24 protein-coding genes are annotated in these 20,920 nt (G+C 39.0%); 11 read left to right on the forward strand and 13 right to left on the reverse strand.

Annotated elements, in window-relative coordinates; genetic code table 11:
• The first annotated feature begins 22 nt into the window (after positions 1-22).
• Complete coding sequence (locus AC1XUO_RS12490; RefSeq protein ID WP_483330140.1) at positions 23-1,006, forward strand: RpnC/YadD family protein; 984 nt, start codon at positions 23-25, stop codon at positions 1,004-1,006.
• 160 nt (positions 1,007-1,166) lie between these two features.
• Here the strand turns inward: AC1XUO_RS12490 and AC1XUO_RS12495 are convergent, their stop codons facing one another.
• From AC1XUO_RS12495 to AC1XUO_RS12520, 6 genes are all read right to left on the reverse strand, one after another.
• Positions 1,167-1,604 (reverse strand): SRPBCC family protein, encoded by a 438-nt coding sequence (locus tag AC1XUO_RS12495; protein ID WP_483330141.1) that lies wholly within the window; start codon positions 1,602-1,604, stop codon positions 1,167-1,169.
• Positions 1,605-1,755: 151 nt separating this feature from the next.
• Positions 1,756-2,055, reverse strand: coding sequence for a hypothetical protein (locus AC1XUO_RS12500; protein ID WP_483330142.1), 300 nt, complete (start codon positions 2,053-2,055; stop codon positions 1,756-1,758).
• A 34-nt stretch (positions 2,056-2,089) separates the two neighbouring features.
• Positions 2,090-2,665 (reverse strand): 2'-5' RNA ligase family protein, encoded by a 576-nt coding sequence (locus AC1XUO_RS12505; protein ID WP_483330144.1) that lies wholly within the window; start codon positions 2,663-2,665, stop codon positions 2,090-2,092.
• Positions 2,666-2,787: 122 nt separating this feature from the next.
• Positions 2,788-3,165 (reverse strand): DoxX family membrane protein, encoded by a 378-nt coding sequence (locus AC1XUO_RS12510; RefSeq protein WP_483330145.1) that lies wholly within the window; start codon positions 3,163-3,165, stop codon positions 2,788-2,790.
• 57 nt (positions 3,166-3,222) lie between these two features.
• On the reverse strand, positions 3,223-3,627 hold the full coding sequence (locus tag AC1XUO_RS12515; protein ID WP_483330146.1) for a VOC family protein: 405 nt from the start codon (positions 3,625-3,627) through the stop codon (positions 3,223-3,225).
• A 48-nt stretch (positions 3,628-3,675) separates the two neighbouring features.
• Complete coding sequence (locus tag AC1XUO_RS12520) at positions 3,676-4,206, reverse strand: SRPBCC family protein (RefSeq protein ID WP_483330148.1); 531 nt, start codon at positions 4,204-4,206, stop codon at positions 3,676-3,678.
• Positions 4,207-4,605: 399 nt separating this feature from the next.
• Between AC1XUO_RS12520 and AC1XUO_RS12525 the strand changes: the two genes are divergently transcribed.
• The 6 genes from AC1XUO_RS12525 (at position 4,606) to AC1XUO_RS12550 (ending at position 9,545) form a co-directional block, all read left to right on the forward strand.
• Positions 4,606-5,715: a sensor histidine kinase gene (locus AC1XUO_RS12525; protein WP_483330149.1), complete on the forward strand. Its 1,110-nt coding sequence runs from the start codon at positions 4,606-4,608 to the stop codon at positions 5,713-5,715.
• Positions 5,712-6,434, forward strand: coding sequence for a LytR/AlgR family response regulator transcription factor (locus tag AC1XUO_RS12530; RefSeq protein ID WP_483330150.1), 723 nt, complete (start codon positions 5,712-5,714; stop codon positions 6,432-6,434). Before AC1XUO_RS12525 ends, AC1XUO_RS12530 begins: the two co-directional genes overlap by 4 nt.
• Positions 6,435-6,937: 503 nt before the next feature.
• Positions 6,938-7,435: a hypothetical protein gene (locus AC1XUO_RS12535; RefSeq protein ID WP_483330152.1), complete on the forward strand. Its 498-nt coding sequence runs from the start codon at positions 6,938-6,940 to the stop codon at positions 7,433-7,435.
• A gap of 85 nt (positions 7,436-7,520) precedes the next feature.
• Positions 7,521-8,330, forward strand: a complete 810-nt coding sequence (locus AC1XUO_RS12540) for a TapB family protein (RefSeq protein WP_483330153.1) — start codon at positions 7,521-7,523, stop codon at positions 8,328-8,330.
• An 86-nt stretch (positions 8,331-8,416) separates the two neighbouring features.
• Positions 8,417-8,809, forward strand: a complete 393-nt coding sequence (locus AC1XUO_RS12545) for a LytR/AlgR family response regulator transcription factor (RefSeq protein ID WP_483330154.1) — start codon at positions 8,417-8,419, stop codon at positions 8,807-8,809.
• 211 nt (positions 8,810-9,020) lie between these two features.
• Complete coding sequence (locus tag AC1XUO_RS12550) at positions 9,021-9,545, forward strand: YfiT family bacillithiol transferase (RefSeq protein WP_483330156.1); 525 nt, start codon at positions 9,021-9,023, stop codon at positions 9,543-9,545.
• Between the two features lie 78 nt (positions 9,546-9,623).
• Here the strand turns inward: AC1XUO_RS12550 and AC1XUO_RS12555 are convergent, their stop codons facing one another.
• The gene (locus AC1XUO_RS12555) at positions 9,624-9,917 is read right to left on the reverse strand and encodes a YciI family protein (RefSeq protein WP_483330158.1); all 294 of its coding nucleotides are present in this window, start codon (positions 9,915-9,917) and stop codon (positions 9,624-9,626) included.
• 115 nt (positions 9,918-10,032) lie between these two features.
• Between AC1XUO_RS12555 and AC1XUO_RS12560 the strand changes: the two genes are divergently transcribed.
• From AC1XUO_RS12560 to AC1XUO_RS12570, 3 genes are all read left to right on the forward strand, one after another.
• On the forward strand, positions 10,033-13,176 hold the full coding sequence (locus AC1XUO_RS12560; RefSeq protein WP_483330160.1) for a DUF3427 domain-containing protein: 3,144 nt from the start codon (positions 10,033-10,035) through the stop codon (positions 13,174-13,176).
• A gap of 259 nt (positions 13,177-13,435) precedes the next feature.
• A complete protein-coding gene (locus tag AC1XUO_RS12565) occupies positions 13,436-13,747 on the forward strand; it encodes a YcxB family protein (RefSeq protein ID WP_483330162.1) in 312 nt (103 codons plus the stop codon).
• A gap of 41 nt (positions 13,748-13,788) precedes the next feature.
• The gene (locus AC1XUO_RS12570; protein WP_483330164.1) at positions 13,789-14,553 is read left to right on the forward strand and encodes a GDSL-type esterase/lipase family protein; all 765 of its coding nucleotides are present in this window, start codon (positions 13,789-13,791) and stop codon (positions 14,551-14,553) included.
• Between the two features lie 73 nt (positions 14,554-14,626).
• On the opposite strand, the gene AC1XUO_RS12575 is transcribed toward AC1XUO_RS12570, so the two are convergent.
• The 6 genes from AC1XUO_RS12575 to AC1XUO_RS12600 all read right to left on the reverse strand — a co-directional run bounded on the left by AC1XUO_RS12575 (position 14,627) and on the right by AC1XUO_RS12600 (position 19,636).
• On the reverse strand, positions 14,627-15,568 hold the full coding sequence (locus AC1XUO_RS12575) for a hypothetical protein (RefSeq protein WP_483330166.1): 942 nt from the start codon (positions 15,566-15,568) through the stop codon (positions 14,627-14,629).
• A 61-nt stretch (positions 15,569-15,629) separates the two neighbouring features.
• Entirely contained in the window at positions 15,630-15,794 is a 165-nt protein-coding gene (locus AC1XUO_RS12580; RefSeq protein WP_483330167.1) for a hypothetical protein, read from the reverse strand.
• Positions 15,795-15,820: 26 nt separating this feature from the next.
• Positions 15,821-16,930, reverse strand: a complete 1,110-nt coding sequence (locus AC1XUO_RS12585) for a Fic family protein (protein WP_483330168.1) — start codon at positions 16,928-16,930, stop codon at positions 15,821-15,823.
• 189 nt (positions 16,931-17,119) lie between these two features.
• Entirely contained in the window at positions 17,120-18,223 is a 1,104-nt protein-coding gene (locus AC1XUO_RS12590) for a Fic family protein (protein WP_483330169.1), read from the reverse strand.
• Between the two features lie 223 nt (positions 18,224-18,446).
• Entirely contained in the window at positions 18,447-18,818 is a 372-nt protein-coding gene (locus AC1XUO_RS12595; RefSeq protein WP_483330170.1) for a DUF983 domain-containing protein, read from the reverse strand.
• Positions 18,819-19,141: 323 nt separating this feature from the next.
• Positions 19,142-19,636, reverse strand: coding sequence for a hypothetical protein (locus AC1XUO_RS12600; protein WP_483330171.1), 495 nt, complete (start codon positions 19,634-19,636; stop codon positions 19,142-19,144).
• Between the two features lie 866 nt (positions 19,637-20,502).
• Here AC1XUO_RS12600 and AC1XUO_RS12605 point away from each other — a divergent pair.
• Complete coding sequence (locus AC1XUO_RS12605) at positions 20,503-20,877, forward strand: hypothetical protein (protein ID WP_483330172.1); 375 nt, start codon at positions 20,503-20,505, stop codon at positions 20,875-20,877.
• Positions 20,878-20,920 lie beyond the last annotated feature (43 nt).

Below are 20,920 nucleotides of genomic sequence, written 5' to 3' on the forward strand. Positions count from 1 at the left end.
TACGCAATGTGACCATTTTATTTTGATACGTATTAAATACGGGCAGCATATCGTCGCTTCGCAGTATACTGACACGATGCGTAGAAAAAATGATATCCTTTTAAAAAGTGCTTTTGAAGAAGCTTTTCCTGATTTACTCACATTCTTCTTCAAAGATGCCGAATCCATTTTCGACGTAAAACGAGGTTTTGAGTTCATGGATAAAGAATTGAACGAATTATTTCCTGAGCTTGAAAAGAAGGGGGGCAGCCGGTTTGCGGATATGCTTGTCAAGACCTATCTCCTTAACGGACGGGAAGAATGGATTTTAATTCATCTCGAAATTCAGGGCGAGGGGACTCAGGATTTTGCTGCGCGAATGTTTCAATACTGGTATCGGATTTATGACCGATACAATGTCGACATTATTGCGCTTGCAGTATTTACGGGTGGTAAAAACCAGAAACGTCCTGACTCTTTTCACAAAAGTTTCCTTGGAACTGAAATCCGTTACAAATTTAATGCTTACCACATTCTGGACCATACTGAGAGGCAACTTCTGGGAATGGCAAATCCGTTTGCTCTGATTGTTTTGGCGGCGCAAAAAGTGTTGCTGATTGACAAAATCCCGGAAGATGAACTTGCTGAACAACGACTTACAATTGCCCGGGCATTGATCAAAAGTCAGCGGTACAACAATGAGCAGATCAGGCGGTTTATTTTCTTTTTGAAGACTTTCATCCACATTGATAATCAGAAAATAAATAGTAAATTTGAAAGAGAAGTTGGCATACTAACCGGAAATAAACACGCAATGGGAATCATTGAAACCATAAAAATGCTTGAACGAGAGGAAGCCTTTGAAGAAGGTATAGAGCGTGGAATCGAGAAGGGCGAAGAAAAAAGAAATCGTCTTTTTGTAACCAATCTTCTATTAAACACAGATTTTGACATCCTTCGAATCGCTAATCTGACTGGCTTGACTTCAGAATATGTACAAGAAGTAAAAAATCAGCTGGAACAATAACACCTAAGTGCCGCTACAAATTTGATGTCGGTGAACCCTATTCGTCTTGACTCTTAAAACACCTTAGCAAATCGCTGCAGTCAAGGTCAAAATTATTGCAGCAATAGTGTAGCTATTTCATCAAAATAGCGTTTAAAAAGAAAAGAATACCCTACCCCGATCACGACTCAGAAAGCACTTTCACTTTTTCCAACGCGATTACCCAGGCCTTCGACATTTCATCGAAATATTCTGCTCCCATATCACTTTCAATTTCCAGGTAGGTCATCCCATCTTCCTCTGAAATATGATATGTCTCCTGTCCGCCTTTTACCTGCTTAGCCAGATCGCTGTCATAATCCTCAGTATCGTTGTAAAGTATTCCCTTGTACTCAACAGAAAGCTTTTCATTCGCCTCGTTCGTAATTATTTCTCCGATTAAACCACTGTTACTTTCATCTGAAAAAATGGCTTTACTGCCGACTTCCCAATTCGTGTTAGCCCGGGAGCCGTCACCAAACGCTGTATACCAGATTCGGGTGTAACGATCGGTAAATAATACGTCCCATACTTTTTCCTTAGGAGCATTAATCAGGATTGACTTTTTGATTCGTTTCATTTCCGTATTCATTCGACAAGAATTTTTATAGGTTAAACATTCTTTTATGTACCGGAGGAAGGGTTTACGTTGAGAATGGAAACAGTGCCAGGCGCGATGTACTTTATGTCCGTTTATTCAAAAATCAGACTCGCTTGCACCAAATTATCTATCATACTAAAAGCGACAACGATGCAGTCAAAATGATCAGATCGCCTCTATTATCGGGAAAAACTGGTAATATTGTATTCATATCCTCATCCAGAACCTCAATAGAGAACCCGGCTTTACTAACGAGTCCGATAATTAATTTCGGCTCAATATCTTCTGTCAACGAACAAACTCTAAGTATTTTATCGCAATCTTCAAGATCGAAATTAGCATCATAGCCATCGAAAGCCCGGCGAATCCGGTCGACAATTTCAGCTGCTTCTTCCTGGTATTTAACGTTAGTTTTAAAAACTTCTACCATAGGATTTTATAATTTGTGGATACACTATGCGCTGTCAACCTTCAAGATTAATAATTCGCACCCGCTGGTAAGGAGCCTCCTCACCCAGTCTTTTTCTTAACAGGGTAATTTGCTGACAATCAAATTCTCCGCAATATTCAACTTCCGATAAACTCTGTTCGATCAGCACATACTTATTTGCTCTGCTTCCTCTCGCTACCGTTAAATGCGGGTCAAGTTTCTCACCATTTTCTAGAAACGCCATCTGCAAGGCACCCTGAAGATTATGCAATGCATCGGATTTTCCAACCTTGATATACATTGTTCTGCCAAACTGTTCGCCGCCAAAACACTTTTTACCATCCAGTTTTACCGGAAATGATTTAATGCCGGAAAGAGCTTGCAGACTTTTCTTCAAAATCGAATCCATGTCACCTGCGCTGTAAAAATAATACAAAGAAATGTGCGGAAACGAGTCTAATACCTGACCTGACAAGCAAATAAGATTATGAACTTTGTGTCTGACGATACGTACATCTGCTTCCACTTCTTTTGAAGAAATGACAAAAATATATTCGTAGGTTATCGCGTCAAGCAAATTTACCTGATTCTTATTTTTATCATTTTTCATAACTTCATTCTTTATACGTTCGGGTTTGAAGGCTTGGCTTCAGGGACAGCTTATGATCGGTATTTACAAAACCATTTACATGATACGAAATACATTAATCCACTCCTCTTTTTCGGGCAGAATTATTTCATGACCAACATCGAAGAATAATGTCTTCTATAATAGTAGGCCAAAAATAAATTTCCCCCAAACATGAAAATAGCGATTGGTAAACCGTCGGGAGCCAGAAAAAGATGGACCAAAAATATGTTGACCGTGATCGGCAGAAGCACAACCGTTGCCAATGGAACAAACAAACCAGCAACTAATGCGATACCGGCGATCGTCTCAACAGCTTTTAAGAATGGCATGAAATAACCGGAAGCGGCAAGTCCTTCATTAAAAGTTTTTATAGGTCCGGTCATTTCCGGAACAGGTATTATTTTGAAGAAAAAAACGGCTGCCGAAAACATCAACATCAACCCCATAAGAACACGAACGATAGTTACTGCAATTTTCATAGTTTAAAATAGCTTTACGGTTGAATAAAATGGTGTTGTCTTCATTGAAAACGATAATTAACCCTGAAATGCAGCCGGATCCATCCATGATACTTCCCACAAATGCCCGTCCAGATCCGCGAAACTGTGTCCATACATAAATTCCTGATCCTGAATATCATCCCGCGCAATTCCACCTGCTTCCACAGCCAGATTCACGACCTTATCCACTTCTTCTCTGCTTTCTGCCGACAGGACGATGCCAACCTGGGCATATTTATTCGTATCAGGAATCTCCTTTTGGCTTAATTCTTTAAAAAAAGATGCCTCACTAAACATCACGAAAATATTTTCAGCGATGTTCATCGTAGCTCCTTTTTCACTACTGAACTGCGCATTGAAAGTATAACCGAGTTTTGTAAAAAAAGCCACAGATTTGTCCACATCTTTAACTGGTAAGTTGACGAAAATATGATTTGTCATGATTCCTTTATTTTAAAAATTGATGATAACGAAATTTAATATAACCATTTATTTTTCAAGTATATTTTTCAGGTTCAAAAGACTCTTTTCCAGATCCTTCCCAAGCATAGCATCGGTGAAAAGATTGGTCACATTCATCGGATATTTGCTATAACCTGCCATCGACAAGGAAACAATGGTTTGGTTTTCTGAGGCCGATCTCGTTATCATTTTGGTGTGAGCTGTTCCTTCCAAGGGTTTTACAAAACGAATTTCCAGATCCAATTCCTTCCCGGTTTCGATTTTAGTGATTTCCTGCTCGCCTTTTCCGGCTTTGTCATTTCCATCCCAGGCATATACAAAACCAATCGAACCATCCGAACCTTTGAACTCCTTTTTCACATCCGGATCCATCATGACCCACTTATTATAATGCTCCTGATTTTTCACATACCTGATATAATCAAAAACTTCGGCAGCCGGTTTATTGATCTCCACTTCACGTTCAATCCTATAATCGTTTTTAACAAACAATGCAGCGATAAGTACCAGGCCGACTACGGCAACGATAACGAACAAGATCACTTTCAAAGTTTTCATATTTTTAATTGTTTAGGCTTTGTGGGAGGATACAAATGTAGCGTCAGAAATTGTGTTAGAAAGGGGGCAAACACGGCAAGTTAAGGGGTTGATTGCGCCATTCTCAAAAAAGACCGTTCCTGGTCATAAACCATAATTTTATCTCCTCGCTTGAATTGCAAAATTATTGGCTCCCACGATCGAAAGGCAGTGTAAAACAGACCACATCAAGGTAAAACACGACATTGATACGAAAAAAGGTAAATTTGGTTTCCGTAATTCTGGTTTGAAATCTGAAAAGTAAATAAATGTGTCGGCGACCTTTCAATATTGTTGCCGTTCGTCGACATGAATGCTGTTTTTGTCGACGAACATACTTTGACGAACGCTGGGCATTTTCGTTTTATTTATCTTTGATCTATGAAGTTGAACCGCCGTCTGATCCTGAAATTTGCATCCAAAAGAATTGTTCAGCACTGCGTTTTTTGGTTCGTTGCTATGCTTTTGCTGGCTGGTATGTATGGTGTGGGTTTGCCTGGCTTCGAGCTTCCGTTTGTCATGATTTCGTTTTTCATGCCCTTACATATCGTTTACTTTTACACGATCGCAAATTTTGGCATCCCGCGGTTTCTTCACACGAAACAGTATTTTAAACTCACCCTGTTTCTGATTTTTTGCGTGATCCTTTTCACCTTGTTTTTTAGATTAATCGAAATTCTCGTAGCTGATCCTATTGTTTATGAGGCTGTTAAAAAACAGGATGAAACATTTGTCTGGCATAAACTGGATGGTACTTTTAAAGAGCAGCTTTTCCGGTATACATACATATTAAATGCATTCGAACAGGCAAACCTGATTGTCTGGGTTGCCGTCGCTATAAAATTTTTCAAAATGTGGTATGAAAAACAACAAGCCGCACTCGAAGCGGAACTGGTTTTATTGAGGGGACAGCTGCATCCGCATTTCCTTTTTAACACACTCAACAACCTGTATGCACTGACGCTGACACAATCGCCCCAGTCGCCCTCCGTTGTAATTGGCCTTTCGGAAATTTTGCGTTACATGTTGTATGAAGCAAATGCAGATGTTGTGGATTTACGACGTGATGTTGAAATAATAGAAAGTTATGTCGCGCTCGAAAAAATCAGATATGAAGAACGGCTTGATTTGAATTTGAGCATCAACGGTTTGGAGCCCGGACAGCGGATTGTGCCTCTTTTAATTCTGCCACTGGTGGAAAATGCCTTTAAACATGGTACAAGTGAAAAAGTCGGAGAGGCCTGGATCAACATGGATTTGCAGGTAAAAGACAACTTTCTGAAATTTAAAATATCAAATAGTAAACCTGAGCAGCGCCCGAAGAAGGACAATGAAAAAAATAATGCAAGCATTGGACTGGCGAACGTGAGGAAGCGGCTGGCGATCCTTTACCCTTCGGCACATCAGCTTAGAATCCTTGAAGAAGAGGATATTTTTGCTGTAATTTTGGAAATAAATTTGGATAAAAGACTGCAAATCGGACCGATATGAAACTGAAAACGATTTTGGTAGACGATGAACCGCATGCCATTGAGGTACTGTTACAATACCTTCAAAATTTTAGTGAGATTGAAGTCGTAGCGAAGTGTGAAAATGCGATCCAGGCATTCCAGACATTACAGCAGCAAAAAATTGATCTGATATTTCTGGATATTAAAATGCCGGGTCTGACGGGCACTGAGCTGATGCGCAGCTTAAAAAATCCTCCGAAAGTAATTTTCACAACAGCCTATCAGGATTATGCCGTTGAAGGATTTGATCTGGATGCCATTGATTATCTGCTGAAACCGATCCCATTTGACAGGTTTCTACGGGCGATGGATAAAGTTTTTACAATATTTGAAGTAAGTAACCGTCAAATTAGTATTGCAGAAAAGCCTTCGGTAAGCAATAAGGATGTTTTTCTTTACCTGAAAGTTGACCGCAAGATGGTCAAAGTGAACGTAAATGATATTTACTGGATTGAGAGTCTGAGGGATTATATAAAGGTGGTTTTGAAAGACAAAGTGTTAATTTCAAAACAAAAAATCAGTATGCTGGAAGAGCTTCTGCCCGAAGACGATTTCATCAGAATCCACCGATCTTTCATCGTTTCCATTCCCAAAATCGAAGGTTACCAAACACATGCCGTAGATATCGCAGGAAAAGAACTTCCGATCGGGCGTAATTATAAATCCGACTGCCAGCGCCGCTTCAAAATAGCCTACTAATACTTTTCCCGCAACTAAGTTTCGCTCAGGGTTGAATAACTTTTTTATGTCGCAGAACATACCTCGAACTGATTTCCTGATACAGTAAGGGACTTACACACCAACAACTTAAAGAAAATTTTCTTTTTAAATACCCAAAATCATTGATACTTTTTATAGCCATTTAAAAGCGATTATTATCCGTTAGTCGATGAAAAACGTTGTCCGTCGACAAGCGCGTTACCTCCCATTTCCAACTCATTTTTTTACGCTAACATTGCAAAAAAAACAGGTACTCAGATCGCTCATTTAATCAAAACAATTATGAAAAAACAAGTTTCCATTTACATTGTTCCATCCTCAAAATCAAAATCTTTTCAATTTCATTCCAACCATTTTTTTGTAGATACTCTCTTTTAATAAAAATCATCATTAGCCATGTCAAAAAGAAATTTATCCACATTGTTTAAGGAAAATTACCGCATAAGTTTTCAGGGAATAAATACGCCTAAGTATCAACGTCCATGAAAATTATGGACCCATTTTTCCTGTTTAAAGTTCTCAGCTTCGTGATTTATTTCACACTGGCCTCACAGGGCGGATTTTATATTCTTTCGTTTTACAAGGTCTTAAAGAACCTGCCACCTGAAAGTTTCATCGAAATCCGGAAAGCAACGGACAATATCATCGCAATGCCGCTCAAAATTTTATATCCTTCCGGATTAGCCTTCATTCTGATTTGGCTCATAATGGCCGACAAGTCGGCCGGGATCCTGGGTTATGTCTTTCTCGCGGTTTCATTTGTTTTGCTCGCCACGGATCTGATGCTGGCGGTGAACGTCAACGTTCCGTTGAATAAACTCATTCAGCAGATGACAGTTGATCATGTAGGAGAAGCTCCATTGATTCAGCAGAAATGGTTGAAATTTATTCTGATCAGAGGCTGCCTTTCTGTGACCGGATACTTTTCACTCACCCTCCATCTGTTAATCCAGGCCGACCGGTCTTATACATTTCATTAGCGTATAAACCAGTCCGTTCAATCGAATTACAATGCTTTAATACTTAATTCTTAATTTAATTTTAGCCATGTTTAACAAAGTAAAAATGAAAACTCCTTTCTTCTCAGCTAAAAAGCTGGCCTTCGTATTGCTGGCGACAGCAACCGTTTTTACCCAGATTTCCTGTAATGACGACGATGTTGTTGGTGACGGTGGACCTAAAACCGACGCAACAGCCATCATTCCTACAAACGGAAAGACTTACACTTATCAGATTAAGGAAGAAGACGGCTCCGTTGCCACGCAGGTTACGCGCGTTAAAAGTGTAAGAGATTCTTCCGGAATAACCGTTTACGACATTGAAAATAAGGTTTCCGAAGATGATGACGAAACAGTGGTGATGATGAAATCATTCAGTAAAAATGGTGTCACTACCAATGAAATCCCGCTGCCTGCTGCGTATGCAAGCATTTTGGAAGAATTCAAAGGAAGCGATTTTGTCAAAAGTGTCAAGATCTCAGGGTTTCCACAATACCAGCTTTTGGAAAATAATGCTGTTGTCGGAAGTAAAATGACGTTTAAGGGAGAACCGATCAAGCTGAATCTGGTTCTAGCTTTTGAAGAAGACGGAGAAGAGTTTACCACTGAAATAGACGCCGTACTTACGCATGATGACGGTGTTGTGAAAAAGGTTGAGCGTATCACTACGCCGGCCGGAACTTTCAATTGCAGTAAATGGGAATACAGTTATGAGCTCATCACAAAAACGTTTCTCAACGGCGAACTTCAGGAACAATCCAACGAATTGCGATTGGTGAGCGCATGGACCGCACCAGGCGTAGGCATTGTAAAATCTGTCGAAAGTGATATGCTGGGAACGCAGACTTCCGTGACGGAGCTTAAAAAAGTGGATTAACTTTTAGCTTCTAAAAAGTCAAGTAAGACTGAATAGGTTCATTTAGCAAGTCAATATCGACAGCATTCTTTTCAATTCTCAAAATTATGAATACTTCCATTAACCATACATTTCCTGGTGTCGTTTGCCGGGCCCGTAAGAAACGCAGAAACGTTATCACTGTCCACCAGGGCACCAGAGTTTTCTATCTTGAGGCGTATGAAATTACACATATGCAAGGTGAAGGCAACTATACCTACGTGCATACCACGGAAGGAAAACGTCACCTGATTTCCAAGACGATGAAGACTTTACAGAAAATTTTAAACGCCGATTTTCTTCGTGTACACAAATCATTTATGGTCAATCCGGACCATGTCGTGTCACGCCTCCAGTGCGACAAAATACTCATGAGCGGTGGGGCGCAGATTCCAATCGCGAGAAGACGTATTCGCGAAACAGACAAAAATCTGACTACCGAATATTTGGGAGCAGGATAAATTTGAGGGTTTATTAGAGTTAGGTAAGCGGAAGGTTCCCGGCCAGTTGGTTGGGAACCTTTTTGTTTTTTATCCATCAAACCGATACAAAAATTGTGTTTCTGCAAGCTGTTAAAAGCAAAAAAGACGGGCAGGATCATTACCTTTGAGATCGGGGGAACTGATGCCTTTTTTCCACTTTTTTATTATTAAACCTACGCCGTTAATCAGAATGACAGATCGTAAATTTCCAATCGGCCCTTTTGTAAAACAGGAAAATTATTCCGCCCAAGAGCTGGATTCATTTATCAGGATCATCGACACGATCCCATCACAATTTCGCGCGCTTGTCGCAGACCTATCTGAAGAAGCATTGGAGAAAAAATATCGTGAAGACAGCTGGACCATCCGGCAAATTGTTCATCACGTCGCAGATATTCACTATTTATACTATTTGCGAATAAAAAAAGCCATTTCAGAACCTGAAAACAAAGAACTGACGCTTATAGACATGAATGCCTGGTCGGACATGCCGGATTCACTTTCTGCTCCGGTTTCCGGTTCGCTGCTTGCGCTGGAAGGTATTAATGAACGGTTTGTATTATTTGCAAAGTCACTTACAGAGGAGCAATTAAATATCCGTTATTTCCATCCGGCAAGACAAATCTGGTTTTCGCAAAAAGATGCTCTGGCGATTGCGGTTTGGCACGCAAACCACCACATGGGGCATATCAAGTGGGCGTTGGAAGGAGTATGATTTAGGTATGGTTAGTTTACAGATAAAGTTCCGGATGCAGAAGTCCGGGACTTTTTTTTATCGCGTTAAGCTGAATTTTCACTTGACTTTCAGCAAAGCTTTGAGATCCGGGTGATATTGCGAAGTTAAAAATTGTATGATTTCAAACTCCGCCAGTTTGCGTTTAAAAAACGGATCTTCGCTTATAATTTCCCTGACTTCCTCCTCCGAATCAGCAAGTGCCAGAATAATACCACCCTCCCGAGGCACTTTCCTACCCGACGCTACGAATATATTTTTCTTGTAATACTTTTTGAGGTATTTGATGTGCGCCGCCATGTGCTCGTCGAGTTCTTCGAGTGGGACGGTGTAGGTTAGGGAGATGATGAACATTTTGACTACTGATTTGGCGTTGTTGATTTACATGTTCAACCGGGTAAAATTTGTGCCAGAAGAACTTAGTTGTTTTAATTACGCTATTTTAGGCGAATAATATAATCCTCAATTTATGCAACAGGGTCTTTACGAGCAACTCATTACCAAACTGATTTCTACTAAACTTGAAAGCATAAACCAGAAAGAGTTTTTTGTTAGGGAAACAATTGTTGAAAAAAGTGAGGCTGCAAAAATTTTAAGTCATTATTTGAATGAAGTTATTAACCGTGGTTTGAGGTCGATAACACGCGATAATAGCATTGAAAGGCAAATTGAGATCTCAAACAAAATCATTCGGCTATTACGTGATGAATTGGATGAAGAAGATTTCAAAGATGATATAATTACAATTAATGGAAGAATTTTAAATGCAGTGTTTTCAAAAATTGATGCACCATTTTCTGATTTTGATAAACGTTTAAAAGAGATCACACCTTACACACGCCTAAGTCAAAGCGAATTATTTACCGGCTCAAATGTTGGGATTTCTCTGGAAAGCGAATTGAGAAAAGAAATTCTTTCCTCAGACAAGATTTATTTTTTGGTTTCTTTTATCAAATGGTCGGGCATTCGGATTTTCATCAAAGAGTTGGAAGAATATACCAGTAAAGGAAATTCTCTAAAAGTAATAACAACTTCCTACATGGGAGCAACTGACCTAAATGCTGTTGAATTTTTGGCAGGTTTACCCAATACAGAAGTTAAGATTTCATACAATACCGAAAACGAGCGCCTTCATGCAAAATCCTATTTATTTTTCAGAAATACCGGTTTTCATACAGGTTATATCGGTTCTTCTAATTTATCACGAAGTGCTTTAACAAGTGGTTTGGAATGGAATCTGAAAGTTACAACGCAGGAAGTTGGGCATATTATCGACAAGTTTTCTAAAACTTTTGAGACTTATTGGGAGGATAATGAATTTGAAATATTCCGACTTGGCGAACATACTGAAAAACTTAAAGTTGCGCTTAAAAGAGAAAAGAACAGAGATAAAAACGAGGCTACATCTTATTTTGAACTAAATCCGTTTCCATTTCAAGAAGAAATTCTGGAAAAACTAGCTGCTGAAAGAATAATTCATAATCGATATAGAAATCTTTTGGTTGCGGCAACTGGAACTGGTAAAACGGTTATCTCAGCATTTGATTTTAAACGATATTATACCAAAAATCCCAACGCCCGACTACTTTTCGTTGCACACAGGAAGGAAATTTTAATTCAGGCAAGAGCAACATTTGCAGGGATTTTAAGGGATAATAATTTTGGCGAACTTTGGATAGACGGATTGGAACCGGATCGCTATGAATTTGTATTTGCTTCCGTTGCGACTTTAAAAAACAGAATTGAAACAACAACACTTTCAGAAAACTACTATGATTTTATCGTTGTCGATGAAGTGCACCACATTACCGCAGATAGTTATCGGCCAATTCTTGAAAAGTTTAAACCAAAGATTTTACTTGGATTAACAGCCACGCCGGAAAGGATGGATAATGCAGATATTCTAGCTGATTTTGATAATACCATTGCAGCAGAAATCCGGCTACCAGAGGCATTAAACCGAAAATTACTTTGTCCTTTTCAGTACTTTGGCATTACTGATAGCATAGATTTATCGAACGCAAACTGGCAAAACGGCCGATATCTGCCGGGAGAATTGACAAGGATTTACACACAAAATGATATCCGGGTTGGGGAAATAATAAATAACTGTGCAAAATATCTGCGCGACTATGAAGATGTTCGTGCATTAGGTTTTTGTATTACAAGAGAACATGCGTCATACATGGCGGAAAAGTTTACACTCGCCGGTTTGAAAGCAGATTATCTTGTAAGTGGAAATGATCGGGAAGAGTTGAGATCAACAATTAAATCCAGATTCAGAAAGAATGAAATCAACTATTTATTTGTAGTCGATATCTTCAATGAGGGCGTGGATATTCCAGAACTTGATACCGTTTTGTTCCTAAGACCGACAGAAAGTTTAACCGTATTTTTGCAACAATTAGGAAGAGGATTGCGCTTATCTGAAGGAAAAGATTGCCTGACCGTACTGGATTTTGTAGGAAACGCTAGATCAGAATATGATTTTGAAGGTAAATTCAGGGCATTGATTGGCAAAACCAATTCATCTACAAAAGAAGAACTTGAACGTGATTTTCCACATTTACCACTTGGTTGCTCCATCGTGTTAGAAAAAAAGGCTAAGGATTTTATTTTACAAAATATCAAAGCTGCCACGCAATTGAACAGCAAACAATTGATAAATAAAATTGCAAATTTCAAACACCAAACAACCTTACCGCTAACACTTAAAAACTTCACAGAATTCTATCATATTCCTCTGCAAACCATTTACAAAAAGGGTACTTGGAGCCGATTATATTTTCTTGCTAATCAAATTAATGATTTTTCAACCATCAACGAAAATGAAGTAAAAAGAGGGATTGCTAAGAAATGGCTTTGTTGTAATTCATATAGCTATTTGTCATTTATTTTGAAGCTTGCCAGAGAAAACTTTCAAATCAATATTGCGACGTTCGATGAATCAGAAACGCTAATGCTCGCCATGTTGCATTATGACTTTTGGCAGACCAATGGTGGTTATGAAAACCTGCAAACAAGTATTCAGAAAATAGGTAACAATCCGGTTCTGGTCAATGAGATTGTGGAAGTTCTAGAACTTTTAATTGATCAAATTTCTCACATTGAATTGGATATTGATCTTCCGTATCCACAACCTTTAAAAGTGCATAGTCGTTATACGCGTGAACAAATTCTAGCGGCATTTGGCGACAGCACATTTGAAAGAAAATCCAGCAACCGCGAAGGCGTAGTTAATCTGGATAGCAAGAAAACGGAATTGTTATTGATTACTCTTGAAAAAACAGAGGAAAATTACTCTCCTACCACTTTGTACAATGATTACGCAGTCAGCGAAACGCTATTCCACTGGCAGTCTCAAAATAGTTCGAGGCCAGAAAAGGGAAAAGGACTATCGTATATAATGCAGGAAGAGACAGAGAAAACCATTTTACTTTTTGTAAGAGAAAGAAACGATGACGAATTTGGGAATACCTTCGCTTACGTCTTTCTAGGAGCCGCAAATTATCTGGATCATTATGGTTCAAAACCGATGAATATTCATTGGAAATTGGAAGAGCCAATTCCGCATTACATGTGGAAGGAAACTGCGAAGATGGCGGTTGGGTAAAAATATCTCATTTGAATCTAAATTTTCTTTATTGAATAAACATAAAGTTGTAATGATAACAACCACCTTTAAACTTACAGAGAACGAACTATATGAAAGTTTAGTTGAGATATCGAAATCAAAATTTTCGGTAAAATTACTTAGAGTGATCGGAATTACCCTCCTTTCATTAATGATTTTCCTACTAATATTTAATATTAGCAATGGGAGTTTTGTGCTAAGTTTCAGCTTTTTCTTTCCCATATTTTTGCAGTTATTTATGATTTTCATTTCCGAAATAACAGCCAAACTTCAAGTTCCAAACCTGTTAAAGACAAAAAATCCACTCGTAGAAAACATGCTGGTAAACATTAATTCAAACTATTTTACTATTACCGGGGAAAGTTTTAATATTCAGATGTCATTTGAAAAATTACATTCTGTAATAGAAACTAAATTTTTTTTTCTTTTAAAAGTTTCAGATGGTAGCGCCAACGTAATTCCTAAACGAACCTTGACAATAGATGATGTGATTCAATTCAAAAACATTATTTCTGCTGTACCTGGCCTTAAAGTGAAACTTAACAAGTAGGGCTTAAATCTTTTAATAAATTAATAAAGCTGTAATAACCCATGAACCTAACCCCAACCCTACTCCTCCTCCTAATCACCCTAATCACCCTAACCACCCAAGCCCAAAAAGCCCAAAACCTCGCCATCGTCTTCATCGGCAACAGCATCACCCAAGGCAAGGGAGGACCAAATGGATTTCCGCCGCCGACACATGCGGTTAATTATTTAAAGGGGGAAAAAGGAATTCAGGATGTGCTTTTTGCTAATCTGGGCAGGAGCGGATCTACTACTTTGGATTGGTTGCCGGGTAGCGGGAAGTATTTTGTGAAGGTAATTGAGGCGGCTGATAGTCTGTTTCTTAAAAAAGATCATCAACTGGTTTTTTCCATGAAACTGGGGACCAATGACAGTGCCATACAGGGGCCGAATGGCTCACCGGTTTCCAAAGAAGATTACAAGAAAAATATGCAGTCCATTATCTCAGAGCTGTTAACAAAATATCCAGGCAGCAAGGTGATTGTGCATCATCCGATCTGGTATAGCGCCAATACCTACAACAGTTCCAAATATCTGCAGGAAGGCCTCGACAGACTGGAAACTTATATTCCCGAGATTGACGGCATGATTTCGGACTATAAAACTTCGGATCCGGGACGGGTTTTCAAGGGTGATACCAAGGCTTTTAAATATTTCAAAAAACATTATCTCAAATTACTTAAACCGGAAAAAGGCCAGCAAGGCACATTTTACCTGCATCCGAACGAAGAAGGTGTGGTTGAATTAGGCAAATTTTGGGGCAAAGCAATTGAAAAAAGGATTTTGTAATAATCCTTTTTTCAATCCGGGTTTTGCTTTTCAAATAACAAAGATTTTTGAGATGCCTTCCGGTTTTAATACCTCAAAAATCGCCTTCCTTAACAAAAAACTGCACGCCATTACTTTCAATTTTCTCCCAGTCGTCACTGCTGAATTCGGCTTCGCAATATTCGTCAAAACAAACTTCGGCATCGAAAATTCTTAGCATGACCGTAACGATCATCGGATATAATTCCATGTCATCGATTTCAAATGCGAGCTGGATGATATCGACAGAATCGTTGTAACAAGCCATAAAAACCTGGAATTGACGCCATGATTTCTCTTTGGCTTTGTTGAGGTTTTTTGTATCGCCTCCGGCATTTTTAATCTCTTCGTATTCATTATCCCAGAATATTTCCCATTCCAGGAGCATTTCAGGAAGGAAAATATGCTTTTCAATTCCGCCGGCGTGATTGTAAATTTTACTCCAGATAAATTTGCTGGTCATTGTACCCATTTCAGCATAGGATTTCTTTTCGATGAAAGATCGCAAACGATTTTTCAGCCCGGCTACGGTATCCATTTGAAAATCATCACCATCTTCTGTCCCAAATTCCAGCGTGTTGTCAATCACAAGTGCTTCATATTCGCCATCTTCAAGTCCCGAAAATTTTTCAAATGCGTCAATAAACGCATCGTAAGCCGGGATACCTTCCGGCGTATTTTCGTTGTCAAACATGTTACGCGCAATGCCCTGAATTCCGGCCCGGGCAGTAATTGCCTCTACTTCACTTTTTAACACATTTAAAACATCCGTTTCCCCGGCAAATGACAATGTTTCATATCTTTCGTTAAGGTAATTTTTGAAACTCATCAGCGAATAAAAGTAAGGATCGTCCGGGGATACTTCTGCGTTTTCCTCATCCCACTCACCATCTTCGACAGTATAACCCAATGGAATAGAAATCGTTTTCCCGTCCGCGATGATATTGCAAAACAGATTTTCCTCTTCTGTGTCGTTTAAATAATAGGTAATTTCCATATCGTTTTTATACTAAAATATCTTGTAAATAAATCCTCTCGCTTTTCGCATTTTCATTCGATTACTCACCAAACCAGCAAATACGCGCTGCTCCTGCCCCCCCATCTTTCGTCAATAATCCTTTGCTAATTAAATCTGAAATGTCACGTCCGGCGGTATCCTGTGAACATTTTGTGATTTTGGCCCACTTTGAAGATGTCAGTTTTCCGAAGATATCTTCCTGCATTTTGTTGATCACGAGCCGCCAGAATACTACCCCTGCAAAATCCGGATCAAATCCTCATTCAAATAATATACCTCTTTTCCCTGTCTTCGCGGGATCAATATTTTCGCAGTGACCAGTTCATCCATGTACTTTGTAAGTGTGGTACGGGATGTTTTTTGCAAAATGGGGGCAAGATTTTGCGGTTTGCAATAAGGCTGAGAAAATATCACTTCGTTAATCTCCTTATTGTACCATTTGATATGCGCTTTTCCATAGGCAAGCGTTTCTGCCATTTGTTTGATAATATCGTCAATAAGCGAGCTGGTCAAAAGTGCAGTATTTTCGACTGCATTCAACATAAAAAGTATCCAGTTCTTCCAAGCTCCAAGTTGTGTAACAGCCCCTAAATGATAGTAGTAGTCTTCCTTGTTGATAATTATATATTTGGAAAGATAGAGAACAGGTTGGATCAGCAATTTCTTTTGAACGAGATAAAGCAGGTTTATAATCCGTCCGGTACGGCCATTGCCATCATGAAACGGGTGTATGGCTTCAAATTGGTAATGTGCAATACACATTTTTATCAGGGCATCAACTGCATACTTTTCGTCATCGTTCAGGAAGTCAATCAGGTTATCCATTAAAGCTTCGACAATCCCTTCTCCCCGTGGCGGCGTATAGATGATTTCTCCTGCCCGAAATTCACTCTGCCCACGTTTGATAACCACCTGCGCATGTGGTGAACGCCAAGTGGAGGTGGTATTCTTAATTTGTTGAAAAATATGAGTGATCAGATCCACATCAATCACATTTTTCAGTTCCAATTGCTGGTAACCTGCCCACATCGCTTCCCGGTAACGCAGCACTTCTTTGGTGGCGGTGTCTGTTTGCCCTTCTTTTAAAGTGTCGGTAATCGCCTTGTAAAGTTCATCCTCAGTAGTGAAAATATTCTCGATTTCAGTAGAAGTTCGCGCTTCCTGTAATGCGATGGTATTGACCAACATCAATGGGTTTGGCAATCTCAGTACGTTGCTATTTACGGTAGCCAAGGCCCTTGAAGAAAGAACCAATTTTTTTAGAATTTCAAGATCATTGACAATTTCCTCGGATAGAGGCAAGGGCAGAAGGTCATTAAAAGGTTTGTTACGATCGTACATAATTCAATAACATGTCCAGTTTTTTCTAATACTTGAACACGTTACAAATATATGTCCATTTTCTGAACATAAAAATCAATCATGTTCAATATTATAAATAAAATGAACACGTAATTTCAATAAAATGTATTGGCTTGAATAATAACTAAGTTAAAACTTTTGTACTTCGATCACGCAATAACCTGTACCTCACCAGACCAACCCATACCCCGTACTTCTCCCACCACCATCCTCTTTAAAAAGCACGTTTTTGGAGAGTAAATCCCGAATATCCCTGCCTGCTGTATCCTGGGAACATTTCATCATTTTAGCCCATTTGGAAGAAGTTAACTTCCCGAAAAAATCTTCCTGCATTTTATTGATCATGAAACGTTGTCTTTCATTAAGCGGCGTTGCGGCATGTTTGTCCCAAAACGATACCTTTTGCAAAACTATATTCAGCGTTTCTTCCGTTTCCTGCAACGCATCACGCATGCACGACAGAAACCATTGCAGCCAATGTGTTATATCCAGATATCCTTTTTGTGTCTTTTCCAGTATGGCGTAATATTCATTTCTGCGTTTTCTGATCTGAGACGAAATGCTGTAATACCGCTCACCGCTGCCTTCCGTTCTGGCCAGCTGCATATCTGCTATCGCCCGCGCGATCCGGCCATTTCCATCGTCAAAAGGGTGTATTGTCACAAACCATACATGTGCGATTCCGGATTTTATAACCGGATCGATGTTAACAGCACTGTTAAACCATGCCAGAAATTGCTCCATTTCTTCTTCCAGGCGCGTGGCATCCGGCGCTTCAAAATGTACTGTTTCCCTGCCCATCAGACCAGAAATTACCTCCATCGGACCTTTCTCATTGTCCCGCCATTTTCCGGTCAATATCTTGTACATACCGCTTCGTCCGGACGGAAACAATAATGATTGCCAGGCCAGTAACCGTTCTTTTGTCAGTTCACTTTTATAATTTTGAGTAGCATCAAGCGTCATTTCTACCACGCCATCCACATTCCGGTCGGAAGGAACGAGCCCGGCGATTTCTATGCCCAGCCTTCTTGCAATGGAAGAACGCACCTCTTCGCGCCCCAGAACTTCACCTTCGATTTCAGAAGATTTTAACACATCTTCGGTTAACGTTTTGAGTATGGTTTCTGATTTTGATGTAAAACCAAAAGCTTCCATTCGCCCGGTGATTTTACCCTGGATATACCGCACCTCTCCCAAAACTGTCGAAAGCGCAGCTTCGTCCCAACTAAATTGGGGCCAGTTTTTTCTTTGGTGGATATATAAACTCATGGCATTATGCGAAGATTAGATAACTAATCTCCGCAAATTTGCGGAGATTAGCAAGTTTATTCTCCGCATTTTCTCTTATCCAATTTGGGTTGATTTGCTTTCTAAAATAATTACCTCCTCATAATTAACTTCAAATCAGCAGATTAAAAGAAATAATTATTATAAAAATGATTCATTACTAAAATATCGGACCTTTAATCTCCGCATTTTTGCGGAGATTAATCTATTTATTCTCCGCATCCTGATCATAATCAACAAAAATATTAATCCAGATTGATCTTCCCAGACGAATGATAATTGGCTGTAAGGAGAATAAAATAATCGTAATCGCGACAAAAAACCATTCAAGCTGCATTTTTATAAAAACAAGCAAAAAAACGGATAGTAGCGTCATCAGAAAAATGACAATTGGAAAACTTGTCCATAAGGCGCCGATGTAAAAACCTGGTTCAATTTTGAAATCCTGTCCGCAAACAGGACAGTTATCGGGCATTTTCAATCCGTCTTTCAGGCTGTATGGATTCTGTTTTGTGAACAGCTTTCCCTGATGGCAACGAGGACATTTCATCCTGACGACGTTAATGATTTTGGACATTTTAGAACTCCTGTTGCTAAATTATGATAATACTCTTTGTCTTTTAACTCGCTGATTTTTTACCGGTCCGACGGCGGAAAAAGCCGTCGGACCGGTGGCTCGTCGCGTCAAATGGCTTTTTCAGCAATGAGGCGGTTGAAGCAGCTATTACAAATCCTCTTTGGATAGACATCCTTTATGACCAGATACAATGTAATTAGCTGTTGATCAAAGACCTGTTTCTGTAAAAGACAGGTTTATTTCTTGAAAAGAATGGCACGATCACGTGATCATCAACTATTGGAACATCACCTTTTAACCAAAAAAGAGAGGCACTGTTAGTATTATTTCCCCACAAGTTTCAAACCTTTCATTGCTTTCATACCGATCGCAGGCATCTTTTGAGGTACTTCCAACAATTTGGTCGGTGCTTTTGGATATTCCTTATAATTCACAAGATACCGGTTGATCACAAAATCCTCTTCACTTGCAAATCCTATGGACGGACTATTTACGTAAGCGCTTAAATCGTATAATTTCTTATGCCAGATCGCAGCGTCAAGATTTCCATCCAGCTGATATACATTTGAAAATCCTTTGTCAAATTTGAAATGTATTCCCTTTTCAGCATTGACGATCAGACTTTCCGGATTTCCGGTCAGCGTGATCGGCATGTAGGTTTTTTTATCATACACAAATCCACCATGCGCACTTTTGATATACTCGCGCATAGCCCTCGGCGCATCACCCACATACAATACATCTACAAGTAGAATTTGTTTGGCAGCATGAAACTGCTCAGCCGAAACGATCAGTGGTAGCTCAGATATTTTTATCATTTTAATCAGCAGAAATCAATAGAAAATTTTCTTCTCACAACCCTATTTAAGCACGGTTCAAAAGTAACAATACTCACGATAGATTTCGATCCATCAGCGGAAATTATTTAATGATTTCAAGCGGCGATTACACGACTATCAGAACCAATCAATGAGGACATTTATCTTTTTACAAAACTGAATTTCAAGATGTTAACTAATAAAAAAATTAAACTTACCTCCAAATAAAAATTACGGCCCGGGTTGAAATAAACCTGCATTTTATTGGTATTTTTAATTAAAAACCTGAAAAAGATTTTGAGCTAATATAATTGCAAAACTATTAATCAAAAACATATCCGCACAGTGTTGAAAGCCACTTATCCATTTTAAATCACGACAAATAATTCAGATCCTGTTTTCAGATCTATCAGATGAAGAAGCAATATCTGGAAATAGTTTGTAGTATTTGTGTTTGGATGATTGTAATAGTATATTTGTAACTGACTACTGCTCAAAAGTAGATATCTTTATATAATTACAGGCGAGATACCTATCAAATTTATAGTTTCAGGCAAGATTTTTGTATCCTAATACCATGAGGTGATTAACTACGAGCATTCTGTATTGTAAATTTTACTCAACAAGAACAGAGGACACGGTAAACATATCGCGAAAAATACATAAGGTTTTCGTAAACTCGCTCTATTAACACCAACGAGGGGAGCCACAACTTAGTTGAGGTTCCCTTTTTGTTGTAATGTGAATAAGTCGTTTACCAAGTTTATTATAAAATGCCTCAATCTACTTTCGGGAATGATAATTGTCTTGTACCTTACTACTGACAAACACCTAAATGAAATCTGTAAATTATTTGCTTCTGGATTATGATCAAATCGCTTAGAAACATCGCAATATTAGGAGAAGGGACCGCAAGTTTTAATGATAAATACGCTCAGCTCGAAAGAGAATACCCAACCGAAGCAGTCATCATCGACCCCGACGGAATTGTAAATGCTTACGCTTACGATGGATTTGCATTCCTGAATGAAAAATGGTATACGAAATACAGCAAAAACTGGCAAAAGGATACTTCTGAAATTGACCGGTTATTGGTAAATCTGGTGAAAGCATCATCAAGTCATGCCGCATCTCCAAACCTGAATAAAATCAAAGATTACTTATCAAGTCCACCGGATACCATTGAAAAAGCGATCGAGATTTGGGAAGGTTTTTTCGACCCGCATTTCAAAGATATTTAATAAAATTCCGGGTCAGACTAATAAAATTTATAATCCTCATCGA

This window comes from Dyadobacter sp. HNCC25DJ186 (assembly GCF_056895235.1).

Coding starts and splice junctions, on each gene's coding strand:
- AC1XUO_RS12495 (WP_483330141.1), bottom strand. CDS start 1,604: ATGAAACGAATCAAAAAGTCAATCCTGATTAATGCTCCTAAGGAAAAA.
- AC1XUO_RS12500 (WP_483330142.1), bottom strand. CDS start 2,055: ATGGTAGAAGTTTTTAAAACTAACGTTAAATACCAGGAAGAAGCAGCT.
- AC1XUO_RS12505 (WP_483330144.1), bottom strand. CDS start 2,665: ATGAAAAATGATAAAAATAAGAATCAGGTAAATTTGCTTGACGCGATA.
- AC1XUO_RS12510 (WP_483330145.1), bottom strand. CDS start 3,165: ATGAAAATTGCAGTAACTATCGTTCGTGTTCTTATGGGGTTGATGTTG.
- AC1XUO_RS12515 (WP_483330146.1), bottom strand. CDS start 3,627: ATGACAAATCATATTTTCGTCAACTTACCAGTTAAAGATGTGGACAAA.
- AC1XUO_RS12520 (WP_483330148.1), bottom strand. CDS start 4,206: ATGAAAACTTTGAAAGTGATCTTGTTCGTTATCGTTGCCGTAGTCGGC.
- AC1XUO_RS12525 (WP_483330149.1), top strand. CDS start 4,606: ATGAAGTTGAACCGCCGTCTGATCCTGAAATTTGCATCCAAAAGAATT.
- AC1XUO_RS12530 (WP_483330150.1), top strand. CDS start 5,712: ATGAAACTGAAAACGATTTTGGTAGACGATGAACCGCATGCCATTGAG.
- AC1XUO_RS12535 (WP_483330152.1), top strand. CDS start 6,938: ATGAAAATTATGGACCCATTTTTCCTGTTTAAAGTTCTCAGCTTCGTG.
- AC1XUO_RS12540 (WP_483330153.1), top strand. CDS start 7,521: ATGAAAACTCCTTTCTTCTCAGCTAAAAAGCTGGCCTTCGTATTGCTG.
- AC1XUO_RS12545 (WP_483330154.1), top strand. CDS start 8,417: ATGAATACTTCCATTAACCATACATTTCCTGGTGTCGTTTGCCGGGCC.
- AC1XUO_RS12550 (WP_483330156.1), top strand. CDS start 9,021: ATGACAGATCGTAAATTTCCAATCGGCCCTTTTGTAAAACAGGAAAAT.
- AC1XUO_RS12555 (WP_483330158.1), bottom strand. CDS start 9,917: ATGTTCATCATCTCCCTAACCTACACCGTCCCACTCGAAGAACTCGAC.
- AC1XUO_RS12560 (WP_483330160.1), top strand. CDS start 10,033: ATGCAACAGGGTCTTTACGAGCAACTCATTACCAAACTGATTTCTACT.
- AC1XUO_RS12565 (WP_483330162.1), top strand. CDS start 13,436: ATGATTTTCATTTCCGAAATAACAGCCAAACTTCAAGTTCCAAACCTG.
- AC1XUO_RS12570 (WP_483330164.1), top strand. CDS start 13,789: ATGAACCTAACCCCAACCCTACTCCTCCTCCTAATCACCCTAATCACC.
- AC1XUO_RS12575 (WP_483330166.1), bottom strand. CDS start 15,568: ATGGAAATTACCTATTATTTAAACGACACAGAAGAGGAAAATCTGTTT.
- AC1XUO_RS12580 (WP_483330167.1), bottom strand. CDS start 15,794: ATGCAGGAAGATATCTTCGGAAAACTGACATCTTCAAAGTGGGCCAAA.
- AC1XUO_RS12585 (WP_483330168.1), bottom strand. CDS start 16,930: ATGTACGATCGTAACAAACCTTTTAATGACCTTCTGCCCTTGCCTCTA.
- AC1XUO_RS12590 (WP_483330169.1), bottom strand. CDS start 18,223: ATGAGTTTATATATCCACCAAAGAAAAAACTGGCCCCAATTTAGTTGG.
- AC1XUO_RS12595 (WP_483330170.1), bottom strand. CDS start 18,818: ATGTCCAAAATCATTAACGTCGTCAGGATGAAATGTCCTCGTTGCCAT.
- AC1XUO_RS12600 (WP_483330171.1), bottom strand. CDS start 19,636: ATGATAAAAATATCTGAGCTACCACTGATCGTTTCGGCTGAGCAGTTT.
- AC1XUO_RS12605 (WP_483330172.1), top strand. CDS start 20,503: ATGATCAAATCGCTTAGAAACATCGCAATATTAGGAGAAGGGACCGCA.